The organism is Brachybacterium subflavum, assembly GCF_009299795.1.
Taxonomy (GTDB): Bacteria; Actinomycetota; Actinomycetes; order Actinomycetales; family Dermabacteraceae; genus Brachybacterium; species Brachybacterium subflavum.
Genome location: NZ_VIGP01000002.1, coordinates 294,043 through 314,572, shown reverse-complemented (window position 1 = coordinate 314,572; position 20,530 = coordinate 294,043). Strand labels below are relative to the sequence as shown.

General features: G+C 73.1%; 16 protein-coding genes and 1 pseudogene. 8 read left to right on the top strand and 9 right to left on the bottom strand.

The annotated features are described in order from the left end of the window. Positions 1-163 precede the first annotated feature (163 nt). The 4 genes from FHG10_RS05275 to FHG10_RS05260 all read left to right on the top strand — a co-directional run bounded on the left by FHG10_RS05275 (position 164) and on the right by FHG10_RS05260 (position 3,336). Complete coding sequence (locus tag FHG10_RS05275; protein WP_227488050.1) at positions 164-889, top strand: endonuclease III domain-containing protein; 726 nt, start codon at positions 164-166, stop codon at positions 887-889. Continuing rightward, positions 886-1,677, top strand: a complete 792-nt coding sequence (locus FHG10_RS05270; RefSeq protein WP_152352268.1) for an NUDIX hydrolase — start codon at positions 886-888, stop codon at positions 1,675-1,677. Before FHG10_RS05275 ends, FHG10_RS05270 begins: the two co-directional genes overlap by 4 nt. Before the next feature lie 182 nt (positions 1,678-1,859). Further along, complete coding sequence (locus FHG10_RS05265) at positions 1,860-2,246, top strand: cold-shock protein (protein ID WP_152352267.1); 387 nt, start codon at positions 1,860-1,862, stop codon at positions 2,244-2,246. A gap of 13 nt (positions 2,247-2,259) precedes the next feature. Continuing rightward, positions 2,260-3,336: a DUF3027 domain-containing protein gene (locus tag FHG10_RS05260; protein ID WP_227488049.1), complete on the top strand. Its 1,077-nt coding sequence runs from the start codon at positions 2,260-2,262 to the stop codon at positions 3,334-3,336. 343 nt (positions 3,337-3,679) lie between these two features. Here FHG10_RS05260 and FHG10_RS05255 read toward each other — a convergent pair whose 3' ends face one another. The 3 genes from FHG10_RS05255 to FHG10_RS05245 are packed head-to-tail and all read right to left on the bottom strand — an operon-like array spanning position 3,680 to position 6,716. Further along, complete coding sequence (locus FHG10_RS05255; RefSeq protein ID WP_152352266.1) at positions 3,680-4,891, bottom strand: DNA polymerase III subunit delta'; 1,212 nt, start codon at positions 4,889-4,891, stop codon at positions 3,680-3,682. After that, positions 4,888-5,622, bottom strand: coding sequence for a dTMP kinase (gene tmk, locus FHG10_RS05250; protein WP_152352265.1), 735 nt, complete (start codon positions 5,620-5,622; stop codon positions 4,888-4,890). The genes FHG10_RS05255 and tmk overlap by 4 nt, the downstream gene beginning before the upstream one ends. Next, entirely contained in the window at positions 5,622-6,716 is a 1,095-nt protein-coding gene (locus tag FHG10_RS05245) for a Gfo/Idh/MocA family protein (RefSeq protein WP_152352264.1), read from the bottom strand. Before FHG10_RS05245 ends, tmk begins: the two co-directional genes overlap by 1 nt. A 272-nt stretch (positions 6,717-6,988) precedes the next feature. Here FHG10_RS05245 and FHG10_RS05240 point away from each other — a divergent pair, with 272 nt between their 5' ends. Genes FHG10_RS05240 through FHG10_RS05230 form a run of 3 tightly spaced genes read left to right on the top strand, consistent with a single transcriptional unit; the run spans position 6,989 to position 10,305 of the window. Beyond that, positions 6,989-8,311, top strand: coding sequence for an ABC transporter substrate-binding protein (locus tag FHG10_RS05240; protein WP_152352263.1), 1,323 nt, complete (start codon positions 6,989-6,991; stop codon positions 8,309-8,311). A 3-nt stretch (positions 8,312-8,314) separates the two neighbouring features. Next, positions 8,315-9,364 carry a carbohydrate ABC transporter permease gene (locus tag FHG10_RS05235; protein ID WP_227488048.1) on the top strand — a complete coding sequence of 350 codons (1,050 nt, stop codon included), beginning with the start codon at positions 8,315-8,317 and terminating at the stop codon, positions 9,362-9,364. Then, positions 9,361-10,305, top strand: a complete 945-nt coding sequence (locus FHG10_RS05230) for a carbohydrate ABC transporter permease (RefSeq protein WP_152352262.1) — start codon at positions 9,361-9,363, stop codon at positions 10,303-10,305. The genes FHG10_RS05235 and FHG10_RS05230 overlap by 4 nt, the downstream gene beginning before the upstream one ends. Before the next feature lie 877 nt (positions 10,306-11,182). Here FHG10_RS05230 and topA read toward each other — a convergent pair. The 3 genes from topA to FHG10_RS05210 form a co-directional block, all read right to left on the bottom strand. Next, the gene (gene topA / locus FHG10_RS05220; RefSeq protein ID WP_152352260.1) at positions 11,183-13,912 is read right to left on the bottom strand and encodes a type I DNA topoisomerase; all 2,730 of its coding nucleotides are present in this window, start codon (positions 13,910-13,912) and stop codon (positions 11,183-11,185) included. A 109-nt stretch (positions 13,913-14,021) separates the two neighbouring features. Next, entirely contained in the window at positions 14,022-15,134 is a 1,113-nt protein-coding gene (locus FHG10_RS05215) for a phosphatase PAP2 family protein (RefSeq protein ID WP_264674026.1), read from the bottom strand. Further along, the gene (locus FHG10_RS05210) at positions 15,131-16,759 is read right to left on the bottom strand and encodes a DUF7059 domain-containing protein (protein WP_152352259.1); all 1,629 of its coding nucleotides are present in this window, start codon (positions 16,757-16,759) and stop codon (positions 15,131-15,133) included. Before FHG10_RS05210 ends, FHG10_RS05215 begins: the two co-directional genes overlap by 4 nt. A gap of 109 nt (positions 16,760-16,868) precedes the next feature. Between FHG10_RS05210 and FHG10_RS05205 the strand changes: the two genes are divergently transcribed. After that, positions 16,869-19,334 carry a DEAD/DEAH box helicase gene (locus tag FHG10_RS05205; RefSeq protein ID WP_152352258.1) on the top strand — a complete coding sequence of 822 codons (2,466 nt, stop codon included), beginning with the start codon at positions 16,869-16,871 and terminating at the stop codon, positions 19,332-19,334. Positions 19,335-19,366: 32 nt separating this feature from the next. On the opposite strand, the pseudogene FHG10_RS18385 reads toward FHG10_RS05205, so the two are convergent. The 3 genes and pseudogenes from FHG10_RS18385 to FHG10_RS18195 form a co-directional block, all read right to left on the bottom strand. Further along, positions 19,367-19,576: pseudogene (locus FHG10_RS18385) on the bottom strand (Rv3654c family TadE-like protein); the annotation flags it as partial. A 74-nt stretch (positions 19,577-19,650) separates the two neighbouring features. Then, positions 19,651-20,010, bottom strand: coding sequence for a TadE family type IV pilus minor pilin (locus tag FHG10_RS05195; protein ID WP_227488047.1), 360 nt, complete (start codon positions 20,008-20,010; stop codon positions 19,651-19,653). Positions 20,011-20,165: 155 nt separating this feature from the next. Beyond that, complete coding sequence (locus FHG10_RS18195; protein ID WP_227488046.1) at positions 20,166-20,504, bottom strand: DUF4244 domain-containing protein; 339 nt, start codon at positions 20,502-20,504, stop codon at positions 20,166-20,168. Between the last annotated feature and the right edge of the window lie 26 nt (positions 20,505-20,530).

The window sequence follows — 20,530 nt, the reverse complement described above, 5'->3', positions numbered from 1 at the left end:
CGGGTCCGGGACCGTCGTCATGGGAACCATTGTGACCGATGTGGCGCGGATATGCGTGCTTGCTCACCCGATCCGTGCGTCGCACGGCGCATCCGGCCCGCCCCGCGGAGGCCCCTGGGGCGCCGGGAGCAGGGGCCGCGGAGGGCCCACGAAGGAGCAGCGAGTGTCGGGAGTCTCATCGGCCGACGGACCGGCCGACGTCCGCGAGGTCGTCTCCCGGCTGCGCGCGGAGCACCCCCGGGCACGCACCGAGCTGGACTTCCGCGACGCCTTCGAGCTGCTCGTCGCCACGGTCCTCAGCGCCCAGACCACCGACGCGCGCGTGAACTCCGTGACCCCGGAGCTGTTCGAGCGCTGGCCGGGACCGGAGGGACTCGCAGGGGCCGATCCCGCCGAGCTCGAGCAGGTGCTGAAGCCCCTGGGCATGGGGCCCACCCGCGCCGCACGCACGATCGCCCTGGCGCGCGCGCTCCTCGCCGACCACGGGGGCGAGGTGCCCGACGACCAGGAGGCCCTCGAGTCGCTGCCGGGCGTCGGCCGCAAGACGGCGTTCGTAGTGCGCGGCGTGCACTTCGGGCGCTCGCTGCTCGCCGTCGACACGCACGTGACCAGGGTGGCCGGCCGCCTGGGCTGGACCCGCTCCCGGCAGGCCCGAGCCGTCGAGCGCGATGTCGTCGCCCTCGTGCACGGCGCAGACCGCGCTGCGGGGGAGAGCGGTGCGGAGGAGGATGACGCGGGGGAGAGCGACGCGGCGGCGGAGTCGACTGATCTCACCGCCCTGTCCCTGCGGCTGATCCTGCACGGCCGGCGCGTGTGCACCGCCCGGTCACCGCACTGCACGGAGTGCACGCTCGCGGACCTCTGCCCGCGGATCGGCGTGGCCGCATGAGCGGCGCCGACGGCGAAGGGGCGACGGGGACGGGAACCCCGGACCGGCCCGAGCTGCCGGGCTTCCTGCGCCCGCTCGCCGAGAGCGCCCGCGCGGGGGACCGCACTCTCGCCCTGCCCCGCAGCCCCGGCCCCGCGCGCGAGATCACCCGGCGCAGCGCGGTCCTCCTCCTGCTCAGCGGCACCGCTCTGGAGGAGGCGGAGCTCGTCGTCGAGGAGCGCGGACACCGCATGCGCTCCCAGCCCGGCCAGTTCGCCCTGCCCGGCGGCGGGGTCGAGGCGGAGGACGCCGACGTCCGCGCGACCGCCCTGCGCGAGGCGCGCGAGGAGATCGGCCTGGACGCCGGGCAGGTGCGTGTGCTCGGGGAGTTCGCGCCCATCCCCATGCCCTGGCGCGGACAGGTCGTCCACCCCGTCGCCGCCTGGGCGCCCCGCCGTCCCGACCTCGCCGTCGGCGACCCCGTGGAGGTGGAGCGCGTGGTCCGCCTCCCGCTCATCGGCCCCGACTCGCTCACCGACCCGTCCTGCCGCTTCATGGGCAGCTTCGACGGGCGGGCCGTCGGGCCCATGTTCTCGCTCAGCCAGGACCGCTTCGTCTGGGGATTCACGGCGATGCTCGTCGAGGGCGCGCTCGAGATCATGGGCCTCGCCCCGGACGATGCGGCCCGCGAGGCGCGGGCCGCCGCGGGACGTGCCGCGGACGAGTCGGATGCGGGCAGCGCAGTGCCCGCCGCACCGCCGCGCATCGAGATCCCGCCCGAGCGGCGCCGCGAGGGCCCGCGCGCCTGATGCGGCGCCCCTCACCGCGGCGGAGAATCCCCGCGCGGTCGTGCCCGCGCGAGCGCTAGACTGGAGCGCCGCGTCTGCGCCCGCAGACACCGCCCCGGGCTACGCCCGCCGGGGCCGCCCGCGAAGGCATGACGCGACCGACCATCATCACCCAGACGACTCCGTGAAGGACAGGGATCCGCGTGCCTCGTGGCAAGGTGAAGTTCTACGACGCCGAGAAGGGCTTCGGCTTCGTGCGGGACGACGAGTCCGGCGAGAGCGTGTACGTGCACGCCTCCACCCTCCCCGAGGGCGCCGAGACGCTGCGCCCGGGCACCAAGGTCGAGTTCGACATCGCCGACGGCCGCCGCGGCCCGCAGGTGCTGTCGCTGCGCCTCCTGGAGGCCGCACCCTCGGTGACCCGCGCCCGCCGGCCCAAGCCCGACGACATGGCCGGGATGGTCGAGGACCTGATCCGTCTGCTGGATGATGCCGGGAACGGCCTGCGCAAGGGGCGCTACCCCGACGCCGGCCACTCCCACAAGATCGCGACAGTGCTGCGCGCCGTCGCCGACAACTTCGAGGCCTGAGGACACCCACCGCATGCCGATGACTGCAGAGACCGACACCCCCGAGACCGGCGAGAGCGCCGCTCCCGCCGCCCCCGTCGCCGCCCGGCGGCCCCGCGCGCGCACCGCGCGTCCGAAGCTCGACGCCGTGAGCGCCGCGGCGGTCGACCTCGCACGCGAGGCGCTGCTCGAGGTCACCGAGCCCGGCCAGGTGGGCGAGCACCTGCGCGTCGCGGCGAGCGGGGAACGACTGGTCACGCACGTGTTCGCGTGCGAGATGCCCGGCTACAGCGGCTGGGTGTGGAACGTGGTCCTCGCCCGCGCTCCCCGCGCGAAGCAGGCCACTGTGTGCGAGACCGTGCTGCTGCCCGGCGACGGCGCACTGCTCGCCCCCGACTGGGAGCCCTGGTCGGAGCGCCTGAAGCCCTCCGACGTCGGGGCCGACGATCTGCTGCCCTACCAGGAGGCCGACGAGCGCCTCGAACAGGGCTACGAGCAGACCGACGACGCCGAGGCCGACCGCGTCGCGCAATGGGAGCTCGGGCTCGGACGCCCGCGCGTGCTCTCGCCCCTCGGGCGCGAGGAGGCCGCCGACCGCTGGTTCGCGGGCGATTTCGGCCCGCGTCCGGTCTCGGCCCGCAAGCGCCGGGGCACCGTGACCGCGACCTGCTCCTCGTGCGGGTTCCTCACGCTCATGGCCGGCTCGCTGCGCACCGAGTTCGGCGTGTGCACGAACGAGTGGTCCGTGGCCGACGGCCATGTGGTGCACCTCGATTACGGCTGCGGCTCGCACTCGGAGACCGGTAAGGAGGAGCCCCAGCAGGACTCCGGCCCCGACGAGGGCGTCGTGGTCGACGAGTACCGGGTCGACCTCGATCGCAGCACGGGCAGTGGCCAGAGTGCTGCGGATGCTGACGGCGTCGCGGAGACCGAGGGCGATGCGGAGACCGAGGCACCTGCTGCAGCCGAGGAGCCCGGTGAGGCCGTGGCGCCGGGAGAGACCGAGTCCGCCGGCGGGACGGTGGCGACCGGTGAGGCCGATGCCGCAGGAGAAGCACCTGACGCGGCCTCGGAGGCGACGGCGGACGACTCGCACACCGTCGCACCCTGAGCGACCTGCGCCTCTGATCGGTGCAGACCGCGCGGCGAACCGTCAGCCGTCAGCGTTCATGTGCCATGCGCTGGCCCACGCGTGAGGCGTGCGGATCAGTGGATCCGGGGCGACCGATCGGGAGCGTGAAACGACCCCGTGCAGTACACGTAGCAGGAGGTCGGGTGACGTGCCATATATGCCGTCACCCGACCTCTTACTACACGTGGTGCACGCCCCGGGATGAGACCACGCTCCGGCGGTCGCTCGCCCGAGCTCGCCGCCTGACGTGACCTGACCTGACAGGGGCTCGCGTCGCGGGACCCTGGTCCTGCTTTTCGAGGAGCAGACACTCCCCGAGTGCTCAGCCGGCGCGGACGGCGATCCGGGCGAGCAGCGCCTCGGTCGCGAGCAGCGGGGGCACGTTGCCCGCGATCCGCGTGCGCGCCTGCTGCACCGCGTCGAGCAGGGCGAGCGTGACCTGCGGATCCGCGCCCTCGGCGGCGTGCACGATCTCCTCGCGCACGCCCGGGTTCACGAGCTCGGCGTCCGTGCCCAGCTGCAGCACGAGCACGTCGCGCAGCACGGAATGGGCATCCAGCAGGTAACGGTCCAGCACGTCCCGCACGAGGCGCGTGCGCCGGCGCTTCGCGTCGTCCTCGAGCTGGCGCATCTGCGAGCGCAGGGACGGGGGGACCTTGCCGTCCTCGATGCCCGCCGAGCGCAGGAAGCGCTCCTTCTCCTTCGCGGCGACGTCGTCGGCCGTCGCGGCGGCCTCCGCGTTCGCGCGCTCCACGAGCGTGCCCGCCGCGAGCACGGCCTGGCCGCTGCTGCGCAGACCCAGCAGGGTGCGGGCCGACTCCTCGCGCGCCTCGAGCGCACCGGGCTGCGTCGCGTACCGCAGGGCGAGCCCGATGTGCCCCTGCGCGGCGAGGGCCGCGCGCTCGGCGAGGTCCGGGTCGGCGCCGTCTCGCCGGACGAGCAGCTCGGCGACGTCGGACGGCCGCGGGATCGCGAGGGTGACCACACGGCAGCGGGAGCGGATCGTGGGTGCGAGATCCTCGGCCGACGGCGCGCACAGCATCCACACCGTGTGCGGGGGCGGCTCCTCGATCGATTTCAGCAGCACGTTGAAGGTGCCCGCGCTCATACGATCGGCGTCCTCGATGATGATCACCCGGTGCGCGCCGGTCGCCGGTGAGCGCTGCGCCGTGAGCACCAGGGAGCGGACCTCCTCCTTGGAGATCGACAGCTTGTCGGTCGCGACCGCAGTGACGTCCGGATGAGTGCCCGCGAGGACCGTGCGGCAGGCATGGCAGTGCCCGCAGCCCTCCCCGGTCTCGCACTGCAGGGTCGCCGCGAAGGCGCGGGCGGCCGTCGACCGGCCCGATCCGGGCGGGCCCGTGATCAGCCAGGCCTGTGCGAGGGAGCCCTCGGGGGAGGCGGCGCGACGGAACTGGGCGACCGCGGCCTCCTGGCCCACGACGTCGGCCCACACCCCCGCCGGACCCGGGTCCGTCGGGTCCGTGCTCGTCAGGCCCGCGCCCGTCGAACCCGTGCTCGTCGGCGCGCTCATCGGTCGTCGGCCCCGGGATGCGAGGTGTCGACCTCGAAGGTCGGGTCGAGCGTCGCGAGGTCGTCGGCGATCGCCGCGAGGACCTCCTCGTGCACCTCCTGGGGGCTGCGGGAGGCATCCACGACCACGAAGCGGTCCGGCTCGGCCTCGGCGAGCTCGAGGAACTCGGCGCGCACGGCATCGTGGAAGGCGCGGCCCTCGCGCTCGAGCCGGTCCAGCGAATGCGCCTCGCGGCGCTCCGAGAGGGCGTCGGGGTGCAGGTCCAGCAGGATCGTGCGATGGGGGAGCAGACCGTCGGTCGCCCACAGGCTGAGGGCGGCGATCTGCTCCTGCGAGAGCGAGCGGCCCACGCCCTGGTAGGCGATCGAGGAGTCCAGGTAGCGGTCCGCGAGCACGAGACCGCCGCGGGCCAGGTGCGGGCGCACCACCGTCTCGATGTGGTGGGCACGGTCCGCCGCGTACAGCAGCGCCTCGGCGCGCGCGCTCACGTCATCGCCGTGCAGCACCAGCTCGCGGATGCTCTTCCCGAGCTCGGTGCCGCCGGGCTCGCGCGTGGTGAGCACGAGATCCTCGGCCACCTCGCGGCGATGCACGAGGTGATCGCGGAGCATCCCGATCTGGGTGGTCTTGCCCGCGGCCTCCCCGCCCTCGAACGAGATGAACAGCCCCCGGCGCGGGGGATGGGGCGCGGGGACGCGCAGCGTGCGCATGCCGATCGACGATCCGGTCATCAGCGGGCGGTCTCCTCGGGTCGGGCATCAGGGGTGGTGCGCGGTGCGGCGACCTGGGCGCGGGCGGCGTCGAGCGCCTCCATCACGGCGACGGTGTCGTGCCAGGTCATGAGCGGGGACTTGAGGTCGCCCGCGGTGATCCGGCGCGCCGCCTCCGCGGCCTCGTAGGCGAGGCCGTCATCGGGGCCGACGGGCGCGTCGGGCGCCGAGGTCGGATCGGGGACGGACGCGGTGCGGCCGTCGTGCATCTCCACGCGCACCTCGCCGGGGGCGAAGAACATGCCCTCGAGCACGAGACGGCCCGCGGTGCCGAGGATCTCGGCATCGTTGCCGCCGCGCGACGCGAGGGTGGTGACGAGCGAGGCCCGGGCCCGCGGGAGCGCGGCCGAGGACGCGAGGACGTGCACCGTCTCATCGACGCCCGCCGGGGTGAGGGTGCCCGAGGCCGTCAGCTCCGTGAGGTCCCCGAGCACCATCTGCGCGAAGCTCAGAGGGTAGACGCCCAGGTCCAGCAGGGCGCCGCCGCCCAGCTCCGGTGCGTGGAGCCGATGCCCAGGGTCGAAGGGGAAGTGCTGGCCGTGGGTCGCGCGCAGCGAGACGATCTCCCCCAGCAGGCCCGATGCGAGCACGCTGCGCACCACGTCGAAGCGCGGCAGGAAGCGCGACCACAGCGCCTCCATGAGGAAGAGCCCGCGCTCGCGCGCGAGGGACACCAGGTCGCGGGCCTCGTCGGCCGTCATGGTGAAGGCCTTCTCCAGCAGCACCGGGAAGCCGGCCTCGAGCACGGCGCGCGCCATCTCGTGGTGCGCGGAGTGCGGGGACGCGATGTAGACGGCGTCGAACCCGCCGGCGGCGAGCATCCGCGGCAGGGAGTCGAAGGCCGCGTCCAGGCCGTGCGTGCGGGCGAACGCCTCCGCGCGCTCGGCGGAGCGCGATGCCACGGCCACGGCGCGCGAGGCGGTGGCCCGGCTCAGCGTCTCGGTGAACTGCGTGGCGATGTGCCCCGGGGAGACCACGGCCCAGCGCAGCGGCGGGGCCTCGCGCGGGTCCGCGACCGCCGACACGGGCAGCTCGAGCGGGGGTCGGGACGTCATGCCTTCAATCTATCGGTCCGCCCCGACACCCGGGGCCGGTGTGGACGGGGCGCCGCGGCCCGTCGGCCGATCCCCAAGCCCGCAGGTCACGGATCGGTGAAGAATGTGCCCGAAATGTCGACTGAGAGGTACGCCACAGGTGCGCCCGGGTTACTCTCAGCGCAGGCGACGGAGCCTCCGCGGGTCCTTCGCACGAGCCGCCGGCGGCGACCGCCGTCAGCGCATCGTCCACCGCATGCAGCGGCACGGAACACGGCATGAAGGAGCCCCAGATGAGCAGCAGCAACCACGGTCTCGGTCGGCGCTCGGTCCTCGCGGCCGGCGGACTCGGCGCCTCCGCGCTCGGTCTCGCCGCGTGCGGCGGCTCGGACGACTCGTCCTCGGGCGGATCCGGCGGCGGCGCGAGCGCGGACTTCGACGAGCACGGGCCGATCACGTTCGCGACCGGCAAGGACACCTCGGGCGTCCTCAAGGACTTCCTCGACCGCTGGAACAAGGACCACGCCGACGAGAAGGTCACCCTGGTCGAGCTCCCCGAGAGCGCCGACGACCAGCGCAGCCAGTTCATCAACAACGCCCAGGCGAAGTCCGACGCCTACACCGTGCTGGGCCTGGACGTCGTGTGGACCGCGGAGTTCGCGGCGAACCAGTGGGTCGTCGAGCTGCCGAAGGACAAGCTCCCGATCGACGACATGATCCCCGCGACCGTCGAGACCGCGACCTACTTCGACAAGCTCTACGCGATGCCCTACGCGACCAACGGGCAGCTGCTGTTCTCCCGGAAGGACCTGCTGGAGGACGCGGGGTACGACGAGCCGCCGGCCACCTACGACGAGATGTACGAGATCATCGAGAAGGTCATGGCCGATGAGGACGGCATCAACGGCTTCGGCGGCCAGTTCGCCAAGTACGAGGGCCTGACCTGCCAGCTCACCGGGGTCGTGAAGTCCGCCGGAGGAGAGCTGTTCGACAAGGACGGCAAGCCCCAGGCCGACAGCGACGCCGCGAACCTCGGCCTGCAGACCCTCCGCGACGGCTTCGACAAGAAGTACATCCCCAAGGAGGCGCTGACCTACAAGGAGGAGGAGTCCCGCCAGGCCTTCCAGGACGGCAAGCTCGTGTTCCTGCAGAACTGGCCGTACGTCTACGACAAGTTCCAGGCCGACGACGGCTCCTCGAAGGTCAAGGACAAGGTCTCCGTCTCCCTGGTGCCCGCGGTCAAGGGCGAGGGCACGTCGACCGTCGGCGGCCTGAACTACGCGATCAGCGCGTTCGCCAAGAACATGGGCACGGCCCTGGACTTCATCGCGTTCATGGGCGCCGCCGAACAGCAGAAGGCCTGGTTCCTGCAGACCGGCAACCCGACTGCCGCGACGGCCGTCTACGAGGACGAGGACCTCAAGAAGAAGTACCCCTTCCTCGACACCCTCAAGGACTCGATCGACAAGGGCGCCGTGCGTCCGCAGGTCGTGAAGTACGGCGACGTCACGCAGGCCATCCAGGAGGCCGCCTACGGCTGCCTCTCCGGTGACATCGAGACCGACGCCGCGCTGAGCGATCTGCAGAAGCAGCTGACCGACCTGACGAAGAAGTGACCCATGGCGGACGCGCATTCCCGCCGTGTCACCGGCGGGCAGGGCCGCATGGCCTATCTCCTGCTGCTGCCGACGCTCGTGCTGCTGGCTCTCGTGGTCGGCTTCCCGCTCGTGCTCTCGGCCTGGCAGTCGCTGACCCAGTCCGGCGGTGACATCGACCCCGAGACCGGGATCATCGAGCAGGGCGACACGTTCGTCGGCCTGACCAACTACGTGGAGGCGTTCACCGGCTCGGGCGCCGGCGCCGGGTTCTGGAACGCCTTCTGGAACACGACGCTGTTCACCGTGGTGGGCGTGAGCATCGAGACCGTGCTGGGCGTGTCCATGGCCCTGATCATGGCGCGCGCGATGCGCTCGACCGGCATCGTGCGCGCCTCGATCCTGGTGCCCTGGGCGATCCCGACCGTGGTCTCGGCCCTCATGTGGCAGCTGATCTTCGACGCCAACGGCATCTTCAACCGGGTGATCCACTACCAGGTGCTGTGGACCACCGAGGGCTGGCAGGCCAAGGTCGCCGTGCTCATCGCGGACATCTGGAAGACCGCCCCGTACATCGGGCTGCTGACCCTCGCGGGCCTGCAGACGATCGACGACCAGGTCTACGAGGCCGCGAAGATGGACGGCGCGAACCGCTGGGACACCTTCTGGCGGATCACGCTGCCGCTGGTGCGCCCCGTGCTCGTGGTGGCGGTGCTCTTCCGCCTCCTGGACGCGATGCGCATGTTCGACCTGCCCTACGTCCTGCTGGGGCGGCTCGAGTCGGGGCAGACCCTCTCGATGCTCGCCTCCGACGCCGCGGGCAAGACGAACTACGGCCTCGCCTCGGCGTACTCGATGATCCTGTTCGCCTACATCTGCCTGGTGGCGTTCGTGTTCATCCGCGTGCTCGGGGCCGACGTCATCGGCGAGCAGAACAAGCCGGCCAAGCGCCGCGGTCGGGGCCGCGGCCGCGGCGACGACGGGGCCGACGGGACCGATGGGACCGACGGGCCGGGCACGTCCCGGCGCGCCGCCCGCAGACTCCGCACCACCGCAGAGGGGAGCATGGCATGAGCAGCGCAGCCCAGACCGCATCCGGAGGCCGCACGCGGAGCGGCGGCGCGCAGGTCCGCTCGCGCACCGGCGAGGTGCTCTCGCCCAAGAAGATCAAGGGCGGACGCGCCGGGTCGATCGTCATCGCGATCGGCATGGCGTTCATCCTCGTCTACTGCCTGCTGCCCTTCTACTGGATGGCCGTCTCCTCCCTCCGCCTGCCCAGCGAGGGCCGCTCCACGGAGCTGCTCCCGCACCCGATCAGCTTCGAGAACTACGTGGCGGTGTTCGACCCGGACAACCACTTCGCCCGAGCGCTGGCGAACTCCCTGGTCGTCGCGGGCGGCACGACGGTGCTGGTGCTCCTGCTGGGAACCTTCGGGGCCTACGCCCTCGCGCGGCTGGACTTCGCCGGGAAGGTGCTGGTCATGTTCATGATCGTCGCCACCTCGATGTTCCCGGTGATCACGCTCGTGGTCCCGCTGCTGAAGCTCTTCAGCGGCGGCTTCGAGTGGTGGCCCTTCAACTGGATCAACAGCTACCAGGCGATGATCCTGCCCACCATGTCGTTCGCGCTGCCGCTGGCGGTGTGGAACCTCAACGCGTTCTTCCGGCAGCTGCCGGTCGAGCTCGAGCAGGCGGCGATGGTGGACGGCACCACCCGGTTCGGTGCGTTCTGGCGGATCATCCTGCCGCTCGCCGCGCCGGGCGTGTTCACCACCGCGATCATCACCTTCATCGCGGCCTGGAACGAGTTCCTCATCGCGCTGACGATGGTGAACCAGCCCGCGATGCAGACCGCGAACGTCGCGATCTCCAAGTTCACCGGCTCCTCGCAATTCGACACCCCGTACGGCACCAAGATGGCCGCCGGCGTGATCGTCACCGTGCCGCTGATCATCCTGGTGCTGGTCTTCCAGCGCCGCATCATCGGCGGCCTCGCGGCGGGCTCCGTGAAGTAGCGCCGGTCCGCATCGGGAGGACGAACGGGTCCGCCCCCGGCGTCGTTGACGGGGGCGGACGATCACGGGGCGGGCGACCGGATGGTGCTCGGGCCCAGCGACTCCATGACGCCGCCACTCTAGGCCTTTCCGGTGATCCGGGACACACCCGGAACGGGCGTTTCGCCGGTTTGTTGCGAGGTCGTGACCTGACGGCGGCCGGCTGACGGCCCCTGGCCGAGCGGATCCCTGCCGACGGCACGGAGCCGAGCGGATCCCTGCCGATGGCACGGAGCCGGGGTTCGCGGGATGGTGGAGCTGGTGGCGGGTCCCGCTCAAGGCGCAGGCTCCCACTCAGGGGGCAGGGTCTCGCCCACAGCGTCCCGCTCATGGGGCGGAGCGTCACCGAGCGGCCTATGCGCGACATCCGCGCACTATTTCGCACGGATGTCGCCCATAGGCCATCCCATGACGGGGAGCGGGGGCTGATCATGCCCGGGGCGGTCAGCTCGTCGCGGTGTCCCGAGCTGCTCGCCGTCGAGAAGTCCGCGTCGAAGCGATCTGCGCCGCTGAGGCCCACGTCGACGGGGTCCGCTTCGAGGAGGGCCACCGCGAAGGGTGCTGCTGCGGTGCGACCTGCCGCGGCCCGCTGCTCAGCCGCGGCCCGCTGCTCAGCCGCGGCCTGCTGCTCAGCCCCGGCCCGCTTCCTCGCCGCGGCCCGCTGCTCAACCGCGGCCCGCTGCTCAGCCCCGGCCCGCTTCCTCGCCGCGGCCCGCTGCTCAACCGCGGCCCGCTGCTCAGCCCCGGCCCGCTTCCTCGCCGCGGCCCGCTGCTCAACCGCGGCCCGCTGCTCAGCCCCGGCCCGCTTCCTCGCCGCGGCCCGCTGCCTCAGCGGGCCCTATTTCTTCGGCGCGGCCTTCTTGGGTGCGGCCTTCTTCGTCGTGCTCCTGGACGAGCTCTTCGTCGTCGTCTTGCGGGCGCCCTTCTTGGCCGGGCCCTTCGCGCGCTTCTCGGCCAGGCGCTCGACGGCGACCTCGTGGGTGAGCGCATCCAGGGAGTCGTCGCGGCGCAGGGTCACGTTCGTCGTCCCGTCGGTGATGTAGGCGCCGAAACGGCCGTCCTTCACCACGATCGGCTTCTCGCTCGTCGGGTCGGTGCCCAGCTCCTTGAGCGGAGGCTTCGCGGCCGCGCGGCCGCGCTGCTTGGGCTGGGAGTAGATCTTCTTCGCCTCGTCCAGCGTGATCGAGAAGATCTGCTCCTCGGTCTCCAGAGAGCGCGAGTCCGTGCCCTTCTTGAGGTACGGGCCGTAGCGGCCGTTCTGCGCGGTGATCTCCGTGCCGTCCTCGTCGGCCCCCACCACGCGCGGCAGCGAGAGCAGCTTCAGGGCGTCGTCGAGGTCGACCGTGGCCAGGTCCATGGACTGCAGCAGCGAGGCCGTGCGGGGCTTGGGGCGCTTGGACTTCGGGGTCTTGTCGTCCGGGTCCTCCGGCAGCACCTCGGTGACGTAGGGGCCGTAGCGGCCGTCCTTGACGATCACGTCGTGGCCGGTCTCCGGGTCCTGGCCGAGCACGCGACCGTCGTCCTTCTGGCGCTCGAGCAGCTCGCGCGCCTTCTCGACGGTCAGCTCGTCGGGCGCGAGATCGTCGGGCAGGCTCGCGCGCTGGGGCGGGGCCGGCTCGGCGTCGGGCGCCGCGGGAGCGGCGTCCGGGTCGACGGGCGCGGGGCGCTCCACGTACGCGCCGTAGCGGCCGACGCGCAGGGTGATGCCCTCCCCGATCGGGATCGAGTTGATCTCGCGGGGGTCGATATCGCCCTGGTGCTCGACCATGGGCTGCAGGCCGATGGGGCCGTCGGTCCCGTCGGCCCGATAGAAGTCCTCGAGGTACTCGCTGCGGCCCAGCTCGCCGCGGGCCATCTTGTCGAGCTGCTCCTCCATCTGGGCGGTGAAGTCGTAGTCGATGAACGGCCCGAAGTGCTCCTCGAGCAGCTTGACCACGGCGAACGCCGTCCAGCTGGGCACGAGCGCCGAGCCGCGGCGCAGCACGTAGCCGCGGTCCTGGATGGTGGTCACGGTCGACGCGTAGGTCGAAGGGCGGCCGATGCCGCGCTCCTCGAGCGCGCGCACCAGCGAGGCCTCCGTGAAGCGCGGCGGCGGGGTGGTGGTGTGGCCGTCGGGCACGAGGGCCTCGACGTCCAGCATGTCGCCCTCGTCCATCTGCGGCAGGCGCTTGTCGTTCTCGTCCTGCTCGCCGTAGCGGGAGGCGTCGCGGCCCTCCTCATAGGCGGCCATGAAGCCGCGGAAGGTGATCACGGTGCCCGAGGCGCGGAAGGTGGCGGCACGGCCGGCCTTCTCGACGGCCAGCTCGACGGAGCTCGTGGTGCCCTTGGCGTCGGCCATCTGGGAGGCGACCGTGCGCTTCCAGATCAGCTCGTAGAGACGGAAGTCGTCGCCCGAGAGCTGGCCGGCGACCTGTGCGGGCGTGCGGAAGCGGTCCCCGGCGGGGCGGATCGCCTCGTGCGCCTCCTGCGCGTTCTGGGACTTGTTCTGGTAGTGGCGCGGCTTCTCGGGCACGTACTGCGAGCCGTAGAGCTCGGCGGCCTGGGCGCGGGAGGCGCTGATCGCCTCGCCCGACAGCGCGACCGAGTCCGTACGCATATAGGTGATGTACCCGTTCTCGTACAGTCCCTGCGCGACGCGCATGGTCTGGCGGGCGCCCAGGCGCAGCTTGCGCGAGGCCTCCTGCTGGAGGGAGGACGTGGTGAACGGTGCTGCGGGCCGACGGGTGTACGGCTTGGACTCCAGGCTCGCGACCCGCGCCTGCGCGCCCTCGAGCGCGGAGACCAGGGCGGTCGCCGACTCCTCGGTGAGCACCGTGGCCGTGGCAGCCTTCTTCTTCAGGGTGCCGTCGTCGGCGAAGTCGGAGCCGGTCGCGACGCGCGAGCCGTCGACGCTGGCGATGCGGGCCGAGAAGGCCGCGTCCGATCCGGCGAAGGTGCCGGTCACGTCCCAGTAGTCGGAGGGGACGAAGGCCATGCGCTCGCGCTCGCGCTCGACGACCAGGCGGGTCGCCACGGACTGCACGCGGCCCGCGGAGAGCGAGGGGCGGATCTTGCGCCACAGCACGGGGGAGAGCTCGAAGCCCACGAGCCGGTCGAGGATGCGGCGGGTCTCCTGCGCGTCGACCAGGTGGTCGTCGATCTCGCGGGTGTTCGTCAGCGCCGCCTGGATCGCGTCGCGCGTGATCTCGTGGAAGACCATGCGGTGCACCGGCAGGGACTTCTTGGGCTTGAGGGTCTCCAGCAGGTGCCAGGCGATCGCCTCCCCCTCGCGGTCCTCATCGGTGGCGAGGTAGAGGGTGTCGGCGTCCTTGAGCTTCTTCCTGAGGTCCGCGACCGTCTTCTTCTTGTCGGCGCTGACCACGTAGTAGGGGTCGAAGCCGTTCTCGACGTCGACGCCGAACTTGCCGTAGGGGCCCTTCTTCATGTCCGCCGGGAGATCCCTCGGGACGGGGATGTCGCGGATGTGGCCGACGGACGCCTCGACGACGTAGTCGTCCCCGAGGTACCGGGCGATCGTCCTCGCCTTGGCAGGGGACTCCACGATCACGAGATGGCGCGAGCCGGGCACTTGTACCGTCCTTCCGGGGGTTCTGGCGGCTCCGGACCGGGTCCGGGAGGCCGTTGCGCGGTGCCTGGGTGGCTCCGGCGTGCTCACCGTACACGCTCCGGCCACGTGGTCACCGGGACCGGGGTCCCGCGGGACGTGCGAGGTCCGGCACGCGCAGTCCCAGCGCGGCGGCGGTGAGGACGGCGACGGCTCCAGGGATCACGAGCACCGTGGCCAGATAGGCGCGGGCCTGGTGGGACGCGTCGTCGAGGTCGATGGGGGTGGGGACCGTGGCGAGCACCACCATCCCCGCGGCGACCGCGACCGCGCCGAGCACCGCGAGCAGCGGTCCCGCGCCGCGCCCGGCCCGCGCGTCGCGCGGATGCGCGAGCCCCTCGGGGCCTCGCGGGGTGCGGGCGAGGGCGAGCGCCGCGTCGACCGCGAGCAGCAGGAACGTCCATGCTCCCGCGACCAGCAGAGCCCCCAGCACGTCGCTGGGCCGGTGCCAGCCACCCGCGATCGTGCCCACCCCGGCGGCGGCGACCCACGCCGTCCCCAGGATCGCGACCAGGCCCCGGATCCTCGCGGGGCAGACGAGGATCAGGGCGAGCGCCACGGAGATCGCGAGCGCCGTGTGCCCGGAGGGGAAGGAATTGGGGGTGACGTCGATGTCCGCCGCGAGCGCGGTGCGGTCCACGACAAAAGACTTCACGACCTGCACCGTGAGATTGGCGCCGGCCACGATGACGAGGATCTGCAGCAGCAGGGACGGCCGGCGCCGCACGAGCGCGAACACCGCAGCCAGGGCGAGCAGGAGCAGCACCACGGGGACCGTCACCGTGTTCAGCGCGGGGAAGATGACCTGCGTGATCGGGCCGTGGTCGTTCTGCGCGGCCGAGAGGATCAGCTGGTCGAGCCGCTGCCCGCGCGCCGTGCCGACGGCGCCCTTCGCGAGCAGGACCGCGAGCGCCGTGCAGACCGCCGCGCCCAGCAGGCCCACGAGCAGCCGCGGCACCAGGCCGCTGCGGCGATGGGGTCCGGAGGGGGAGGCGACCGCGCCGACGTCGTCGGGCTCGCGGGGGTCGTAGGGCTCGCGGGCCTCGTCGGGCTCGCGGACGTCATAGGGCTCGTCGGGCTCGACGGGCGTGCTGTGCCCGTACCCGGGCCCCGGGAGATGGGAGCCGCGCGGATCGTCCTCGGGCCACGCGTCCTCGTGCGAGGCGTCCTCGTGCCGCGCGTTCACAGCGTCACCATCGAGGTGCGGATCATCTCGCGCAGCTGCGGGAGCACGCGCTCGCGGGCGGCGTCCTCGTCCTCGTCGGTCAGGGCGCACACCGCGCCCAGGATCTGGCCGAGCGTCAGCGTCCCGTCGAGGGCGCCGACGACGGCGGCGAGCACCTGGTCCTCGCGCACGGCGCGGGCGAAGCCGCCGCCCTGCACGAGCTCGATGAGCATCGGGTCGAACTCGCCGGGGGTGAGGTGGCGCCGCTCGACGACGTCCGCCGCGCGCACGGGACGGGAGGCGAGCAGGGCCTCGTCGTCGAGGCGGGCGAGAGCGTCGAAGGCCGCCAGCCCCGCCCCGACGTGCTCGGACAGGGTGCCGCTCCCCGTCCCGGTGACCTCCTCGAGGAGCACCCGGGCGCCGTCCGGGCGCGGCGCCGCGGGCCGGCGCAGCATCAGGTAGCCGAAGCCGATGCCGGTGGTGCCGCGGGCCGCGAAGTCCTCGAGCCAGGCCTCCTGCATGCTCGGCCACGCCGCATCCCGCACGGTGATCCCGCCGTCGCGCGCCCAGGTCTCCGCGTACTGGGCGGCGTCCTCGCTCTCCCGCTGGATCACCCAGGCGTCGATCCCGTCGGCCAGGACCGGCTCGAGCCATGCCCGCGGATGGACGTCCCATGCGCTGTCCGCGCTGATCTCCCAGTTGGAGAGCATGAGGGCGCTCCCGCCGGGCGCCAGGTGAGGGGGCAGGTCGGCGAGGAGCTCGGCGGTCAGCACGTCGCCCGTGCGGCCGCCGTCGCGGTAGGTCCACTGCTCGACCCCGCCGCTGCGGGGCGTGATGACGAACGGCGGGTTGCTCACCACCAGGTCGAACTGCTCGCCGGCGACGGGCTCGAGCAGCGATCCCTCCCGCAGCTCGAGCTCGATGCCGTTGAGCGCCGCGTTGAAGGCCGCGAAGGCGAGCGCGCGGGGCGAGAGGTCGGTGGCCACGACGTGGTCGGCGTGCCGGGAGGCGTGCAGCGCCTGGATGCCGCCGCCGCAGCCCAGGTCCAGCACCCCCCCCACGTGTCCGCGGGGCGTGATCCTGGCGAGGGTCAGCGAGGCGCCGCCGACCCCGAGCACGTGGTCCGAGGAGAGAGGTGCGCCGGTCGCGATCTCGGAGAGGTCCGAGGCGATCCACCACTGGATCTCGCCGAGGTCGTCGCTCGCAGCGTAGGGGGAGAGGTCGATGACGGCGCGCACGCGCACGGCCCCGTCGCTCTGCTCGCTCGCTCCGCTCTCTTCGCTGTGCGCACTCTCCTCGATCTCCTCGACGAGGCCCAGCGCGAGCGCCCCCTCGAGGCCGAGGGCGGGCAGTGCGCGCTCGACGAGGTCCCGGCGCAGCGCGCCGCCCAGTGTGAACAGCCACAGCAGCACCGCCGTCGGCCTCTCGTCCTCGGCCAGGAGGCGGCGTGCGGGGATCGGGTTCTCCCGCCCCAGGGCGTCGTGCGCGAGCGGGCCCAGCAGATCGCGGCAGGCCTGCGCGGTGAAGGGAGCCGCCGCGAGGTCGCTGCGCAGCGCATCGAGCAGGGCGGTCTGCACGCGCGGGGGCGCCGGCGCGCGCTCGGCGGACGCGGGGGCGCGCGTGGCGGGGGCGATGTCGGCGGGCATGGCTACGATTGTGCCCCAGGTGCCCGGACGTGAACCGGGCATGCGCTGGACGAAAGGTCCGGGACACCGTCCCGGCACCGATCCGGACCGCGGTCGGGAAGGGGAGCGGGTGCGACGAGGGCGGGCCGACGAGCTGCTGCGGGACCTCAGCGCACCCCTGCAGCGGCGCACCTGCCTCACCCATGTGGAGCACGTGCCCGCGCGCCCCGGGCGCACCGGCGAGTTCCCGGAGTGGACGGATCCGCGCCTGCGCGAGCATCTCGCCACCCGCGGCATCACGGCCCCCTGGATCCACCAGGAGCGGGCTGCGCAGCTCGCCCACGACGGACGGCACGTCGTCCTCTCCACCGCCACCGCCTCCGGTAAGTCGCTCGCGTACCTGCTTCCCTCGCTGAGCGCGATCGGCGCACGCGAGCTCGACCGCTCCGCGCCGCGCGCGACCGCCCTGTACCTCGCGCCGACGAAGGCCCTGGCCGCGGACCAGCTCACCAACATCACGGCGCTCGCCGACGGCGCCGAGCTGCGCGACGCCCGCGTGGCCGTCTACGACGGCGACACCCCCACGGAGCAGCGTCGCTGGATCCGTCGCCATGGCACCTTCGTGCTCACCAACCCCGACATGCTGCATTTCGGGATCCTCCCCGGTCACGAGCAGTGGGCGAGCTTCTTCCGGGCCCTGAAGTACGTGATCGTCGACGAGTGCCACAGCTACCGCGGCGTCTTCGGCAGCCACGTCGCGATGGTCCTGCGGCGCCTGCGCCGCGTGGCGGCCGCGTATCGCAGCGACCCCACGTTCATCCTGGCCTCGGCCACTACCGCGAACCCCGAGCTCTCGGCCTCGCGTCTGATCGGCGGGGACGCTGTCGCCGTCACCGAGGACGGCTCGCCGCGCGGAGGCGTCACGTTCGGGCTGTGGGAGCCCGGCACCAGGTCCGTCGTCGACGGCCGCCGTCCGCCGGGCCCGAGCGGGACCGGTGGCCCCGATGGGCCCGGCGGCGAGGCCTTCGTCGACCAGCACACCGAGCACACCGAGCGCAGCGAGGAGCCGCTGCGCCGCTCGGCGACGAGCGAGGCCGGCGCGCTGCTCGCGGACCTCGTGCGCCGCGACGTGCAGACCCTCGTCTTCGCCCGCTCCCGGCGCGGTGCCGAGCTCGTCTCGACGGGCGCGCAGCGCCTCCTCGGACAGGAGGCGGAGCAGACCATGGACGGCGAGCTCGCGCGCCGGGCGGGGCGGATCGCCGCCTATCGCGGCGGGTACCTCGCGGAGGAGCGGAGGTCGCTCGAGGACGCTCTGCGCTCCGGTGAGCTGCGGGCGCTGGCCTCCACCAACGCCCTCGAGCTGGGCATCGACATCTCCGGCCTCGACGCCGTGCTGATCGCCGGCTGGCCGGGCACCCGCGCCTCGCTCTGGCAGCAGGCGGGACGCGCCGGGCGCAGCCAGGAGGGTGATGCGCTCGCCCTGTTCGTCGCCCGCGAGGACCCCCTGGACACCTATGTCGTGCACCATCCGGACTCCGTGTTCGGCATGGAGGTCGAGGCGGCCGTCTTCGACCCCCAGAACCCCTACGTGATGACTCCCCACCTGTGCGCCGCGGCCGCGGAGCTCCCGCTGCGCGAGGGCGAGGAGGAGATCTTCGGGCCGGCCGCGCGGGAGCTGCTGGACACCCTCGCCGCCCGCGGCGTGCTGCGACGCCGCCCGACGGGCTGGTACTGGACGATGACGGAGAGCGCGCACGACCTCACCGACCTGCGCGGGAGCGGCGGTGAGCCCGTGCGGATCGTCGAGGCGTCCAGCGGCGCCCTGCTGGGCACCGTCGACGCCGGCAGCGCCCACACCCAGGTCCATGACGGCGCGGTCTACATGCACCAGGGCAGGAACTTCGTCGTCGACCACCTGGACGTCGAGCGGGCGGTCGCACTCGTGCACCGCGAGGACCCCCTCCACTCCACGCATCCGCAGTCGACCTCCACGATCCGCGTCCGCTCCACCGACCGCGAGGAGGAGTGGGGGCGGGGCGTGAGACTGTGCTTCGGCACGGTGGACGTCACCGACCAGGTCACGGGCTACCAGGTGCGCGACGTGTACACCCAGGCGGTCCTCGGCCAGCATCCTCTCGACCTGCCGCCGCGCACGCTCACCACGCGCGCAGTCTGGTTCGTGCTGCCCGAGGAGACCACCGAGGCCGACGGCATCGTCGACGAGCTGCTCCCCGGCGCGCTGCACGCCGCCGAGCACGCCGCGATCTCGATGCTGCCCCTGCTGGCCACGTGCGACCGCTGGGACATCGGCGGGGTCTCGACGGCCCATCACGAGGACACCGGCCAGCCGACGATCTTCGTGTACGACGGCGCGCCCGGCGGCGCCGGGTTCGCCGAGCGCGGCGCCGAGGACGCGGCCGCCTGGGTGCGGGCGACGGAGGATATGGTGCGCGAGTGCGCATGCGAGGCCGGCTGCCCGGCGTGCGTGGTGTCCCCGAAGTGCGGCAACGGCAACGAGCCGCTGTCCAAGGCGGGCGCGCTCGCCGTCCTCGAGCTGCTCGACGGCGCAGGACCGGCGCGGGCCCGCGAGCGCTGATCCGGGAGCACGCCGGCAGGCGTGCTGACCTCGACGATCACGTCCTGACCCGCGACGGTGCACGCGAGCAGGGTCGCGTCGTTGCGGGCGGCCGCCTCGGAGGCGACAGCGCACGGTGCGCTGCCGCCGACGGCGAGCGAGTCGGCGCCCGCGAGCGCGGCGAGGTCCGCGGCGGTGTCCGCGGCCGCGAGCGCGAGCAGCCCCTGCCCGATGACGACGACCGCGCCCAGCACTGCCGTCATCGCCCCGATGTAGGCGAGGACGCTCGCGGGCGCGGATCCTTCCTCCCATGCGCCCTGACGCGCGCGTCGCGGCGTCACGGCGCGCCTCCTCCCTGCCCGTCGCCCACCAGGTGCGGTTCCCGGCGCGCCTGTGCCGAGCCGCTGAGGTCCCAGCTCGAACCGGAGAGCAGGCCGCCCCGGGCGCCCACGGTGCGCGTCACCGTCACGCGCACCCACGCGCCGTCGGACCCGATGCTCACCTGCGCGCCGTCGCCGGCGATCCGCTGTGCGCTCTGCACGGCCTCGCCCTCGCTCTGCCCGCGCGCGAGCTCGCGGGCCGCGCCGCGGGCCGCGGACTCGAGCTGCACCTGTGTTCCGATCCCGATCCCGGCCACGAGGATCACGAGCACCATCAGCACGACCACGGGCAGCACGATCGCTGTCTCCGCCGTCACCGAGCCGGTGCTGCCGCGCAGCCGGCGACGGAGGAGTCGCGGACGATGTGCCTGCGGATGCGGGCGGCGGACGCCCCGGCCGGCCCGGGAAGGGGCCTGCCGGGACGCCTCGTCGGCGTGCGCGCGCTGCGCGGGCGGGGCGGGGGAGCAGACGGTCACTGCCCCAGCGAGAGCGCCGAGGTGATGATGTTCATCAGCAGCTCCCGCACTTCGCCGGACTTCAGCAGCAGCACCAGCACGGCCGCGAAGCCGCAGGCCGCGAGCACCGTGATGGCGTACTCCGCGGTCGACGCGCCGGCGTCGTCCCGCAGGGCCGCACCCAGGCGGTGCCGGGTGGGCCCGAACACGCCGGTGCCGCCGTGGGGAGCGTGGGCGCGCGGGCGCGGGGACGGGTCCGCCGCGGCCCGGGTGGTCCTGGGCCCGATGCGCGCAGGGCGGGTGGCGGCCGCGCGCCGGCGGCGCGGGACGGACTGGGTGAGGACGGGTGCGGACATGGTGATCTCCTTCGGGTGGACCCGCG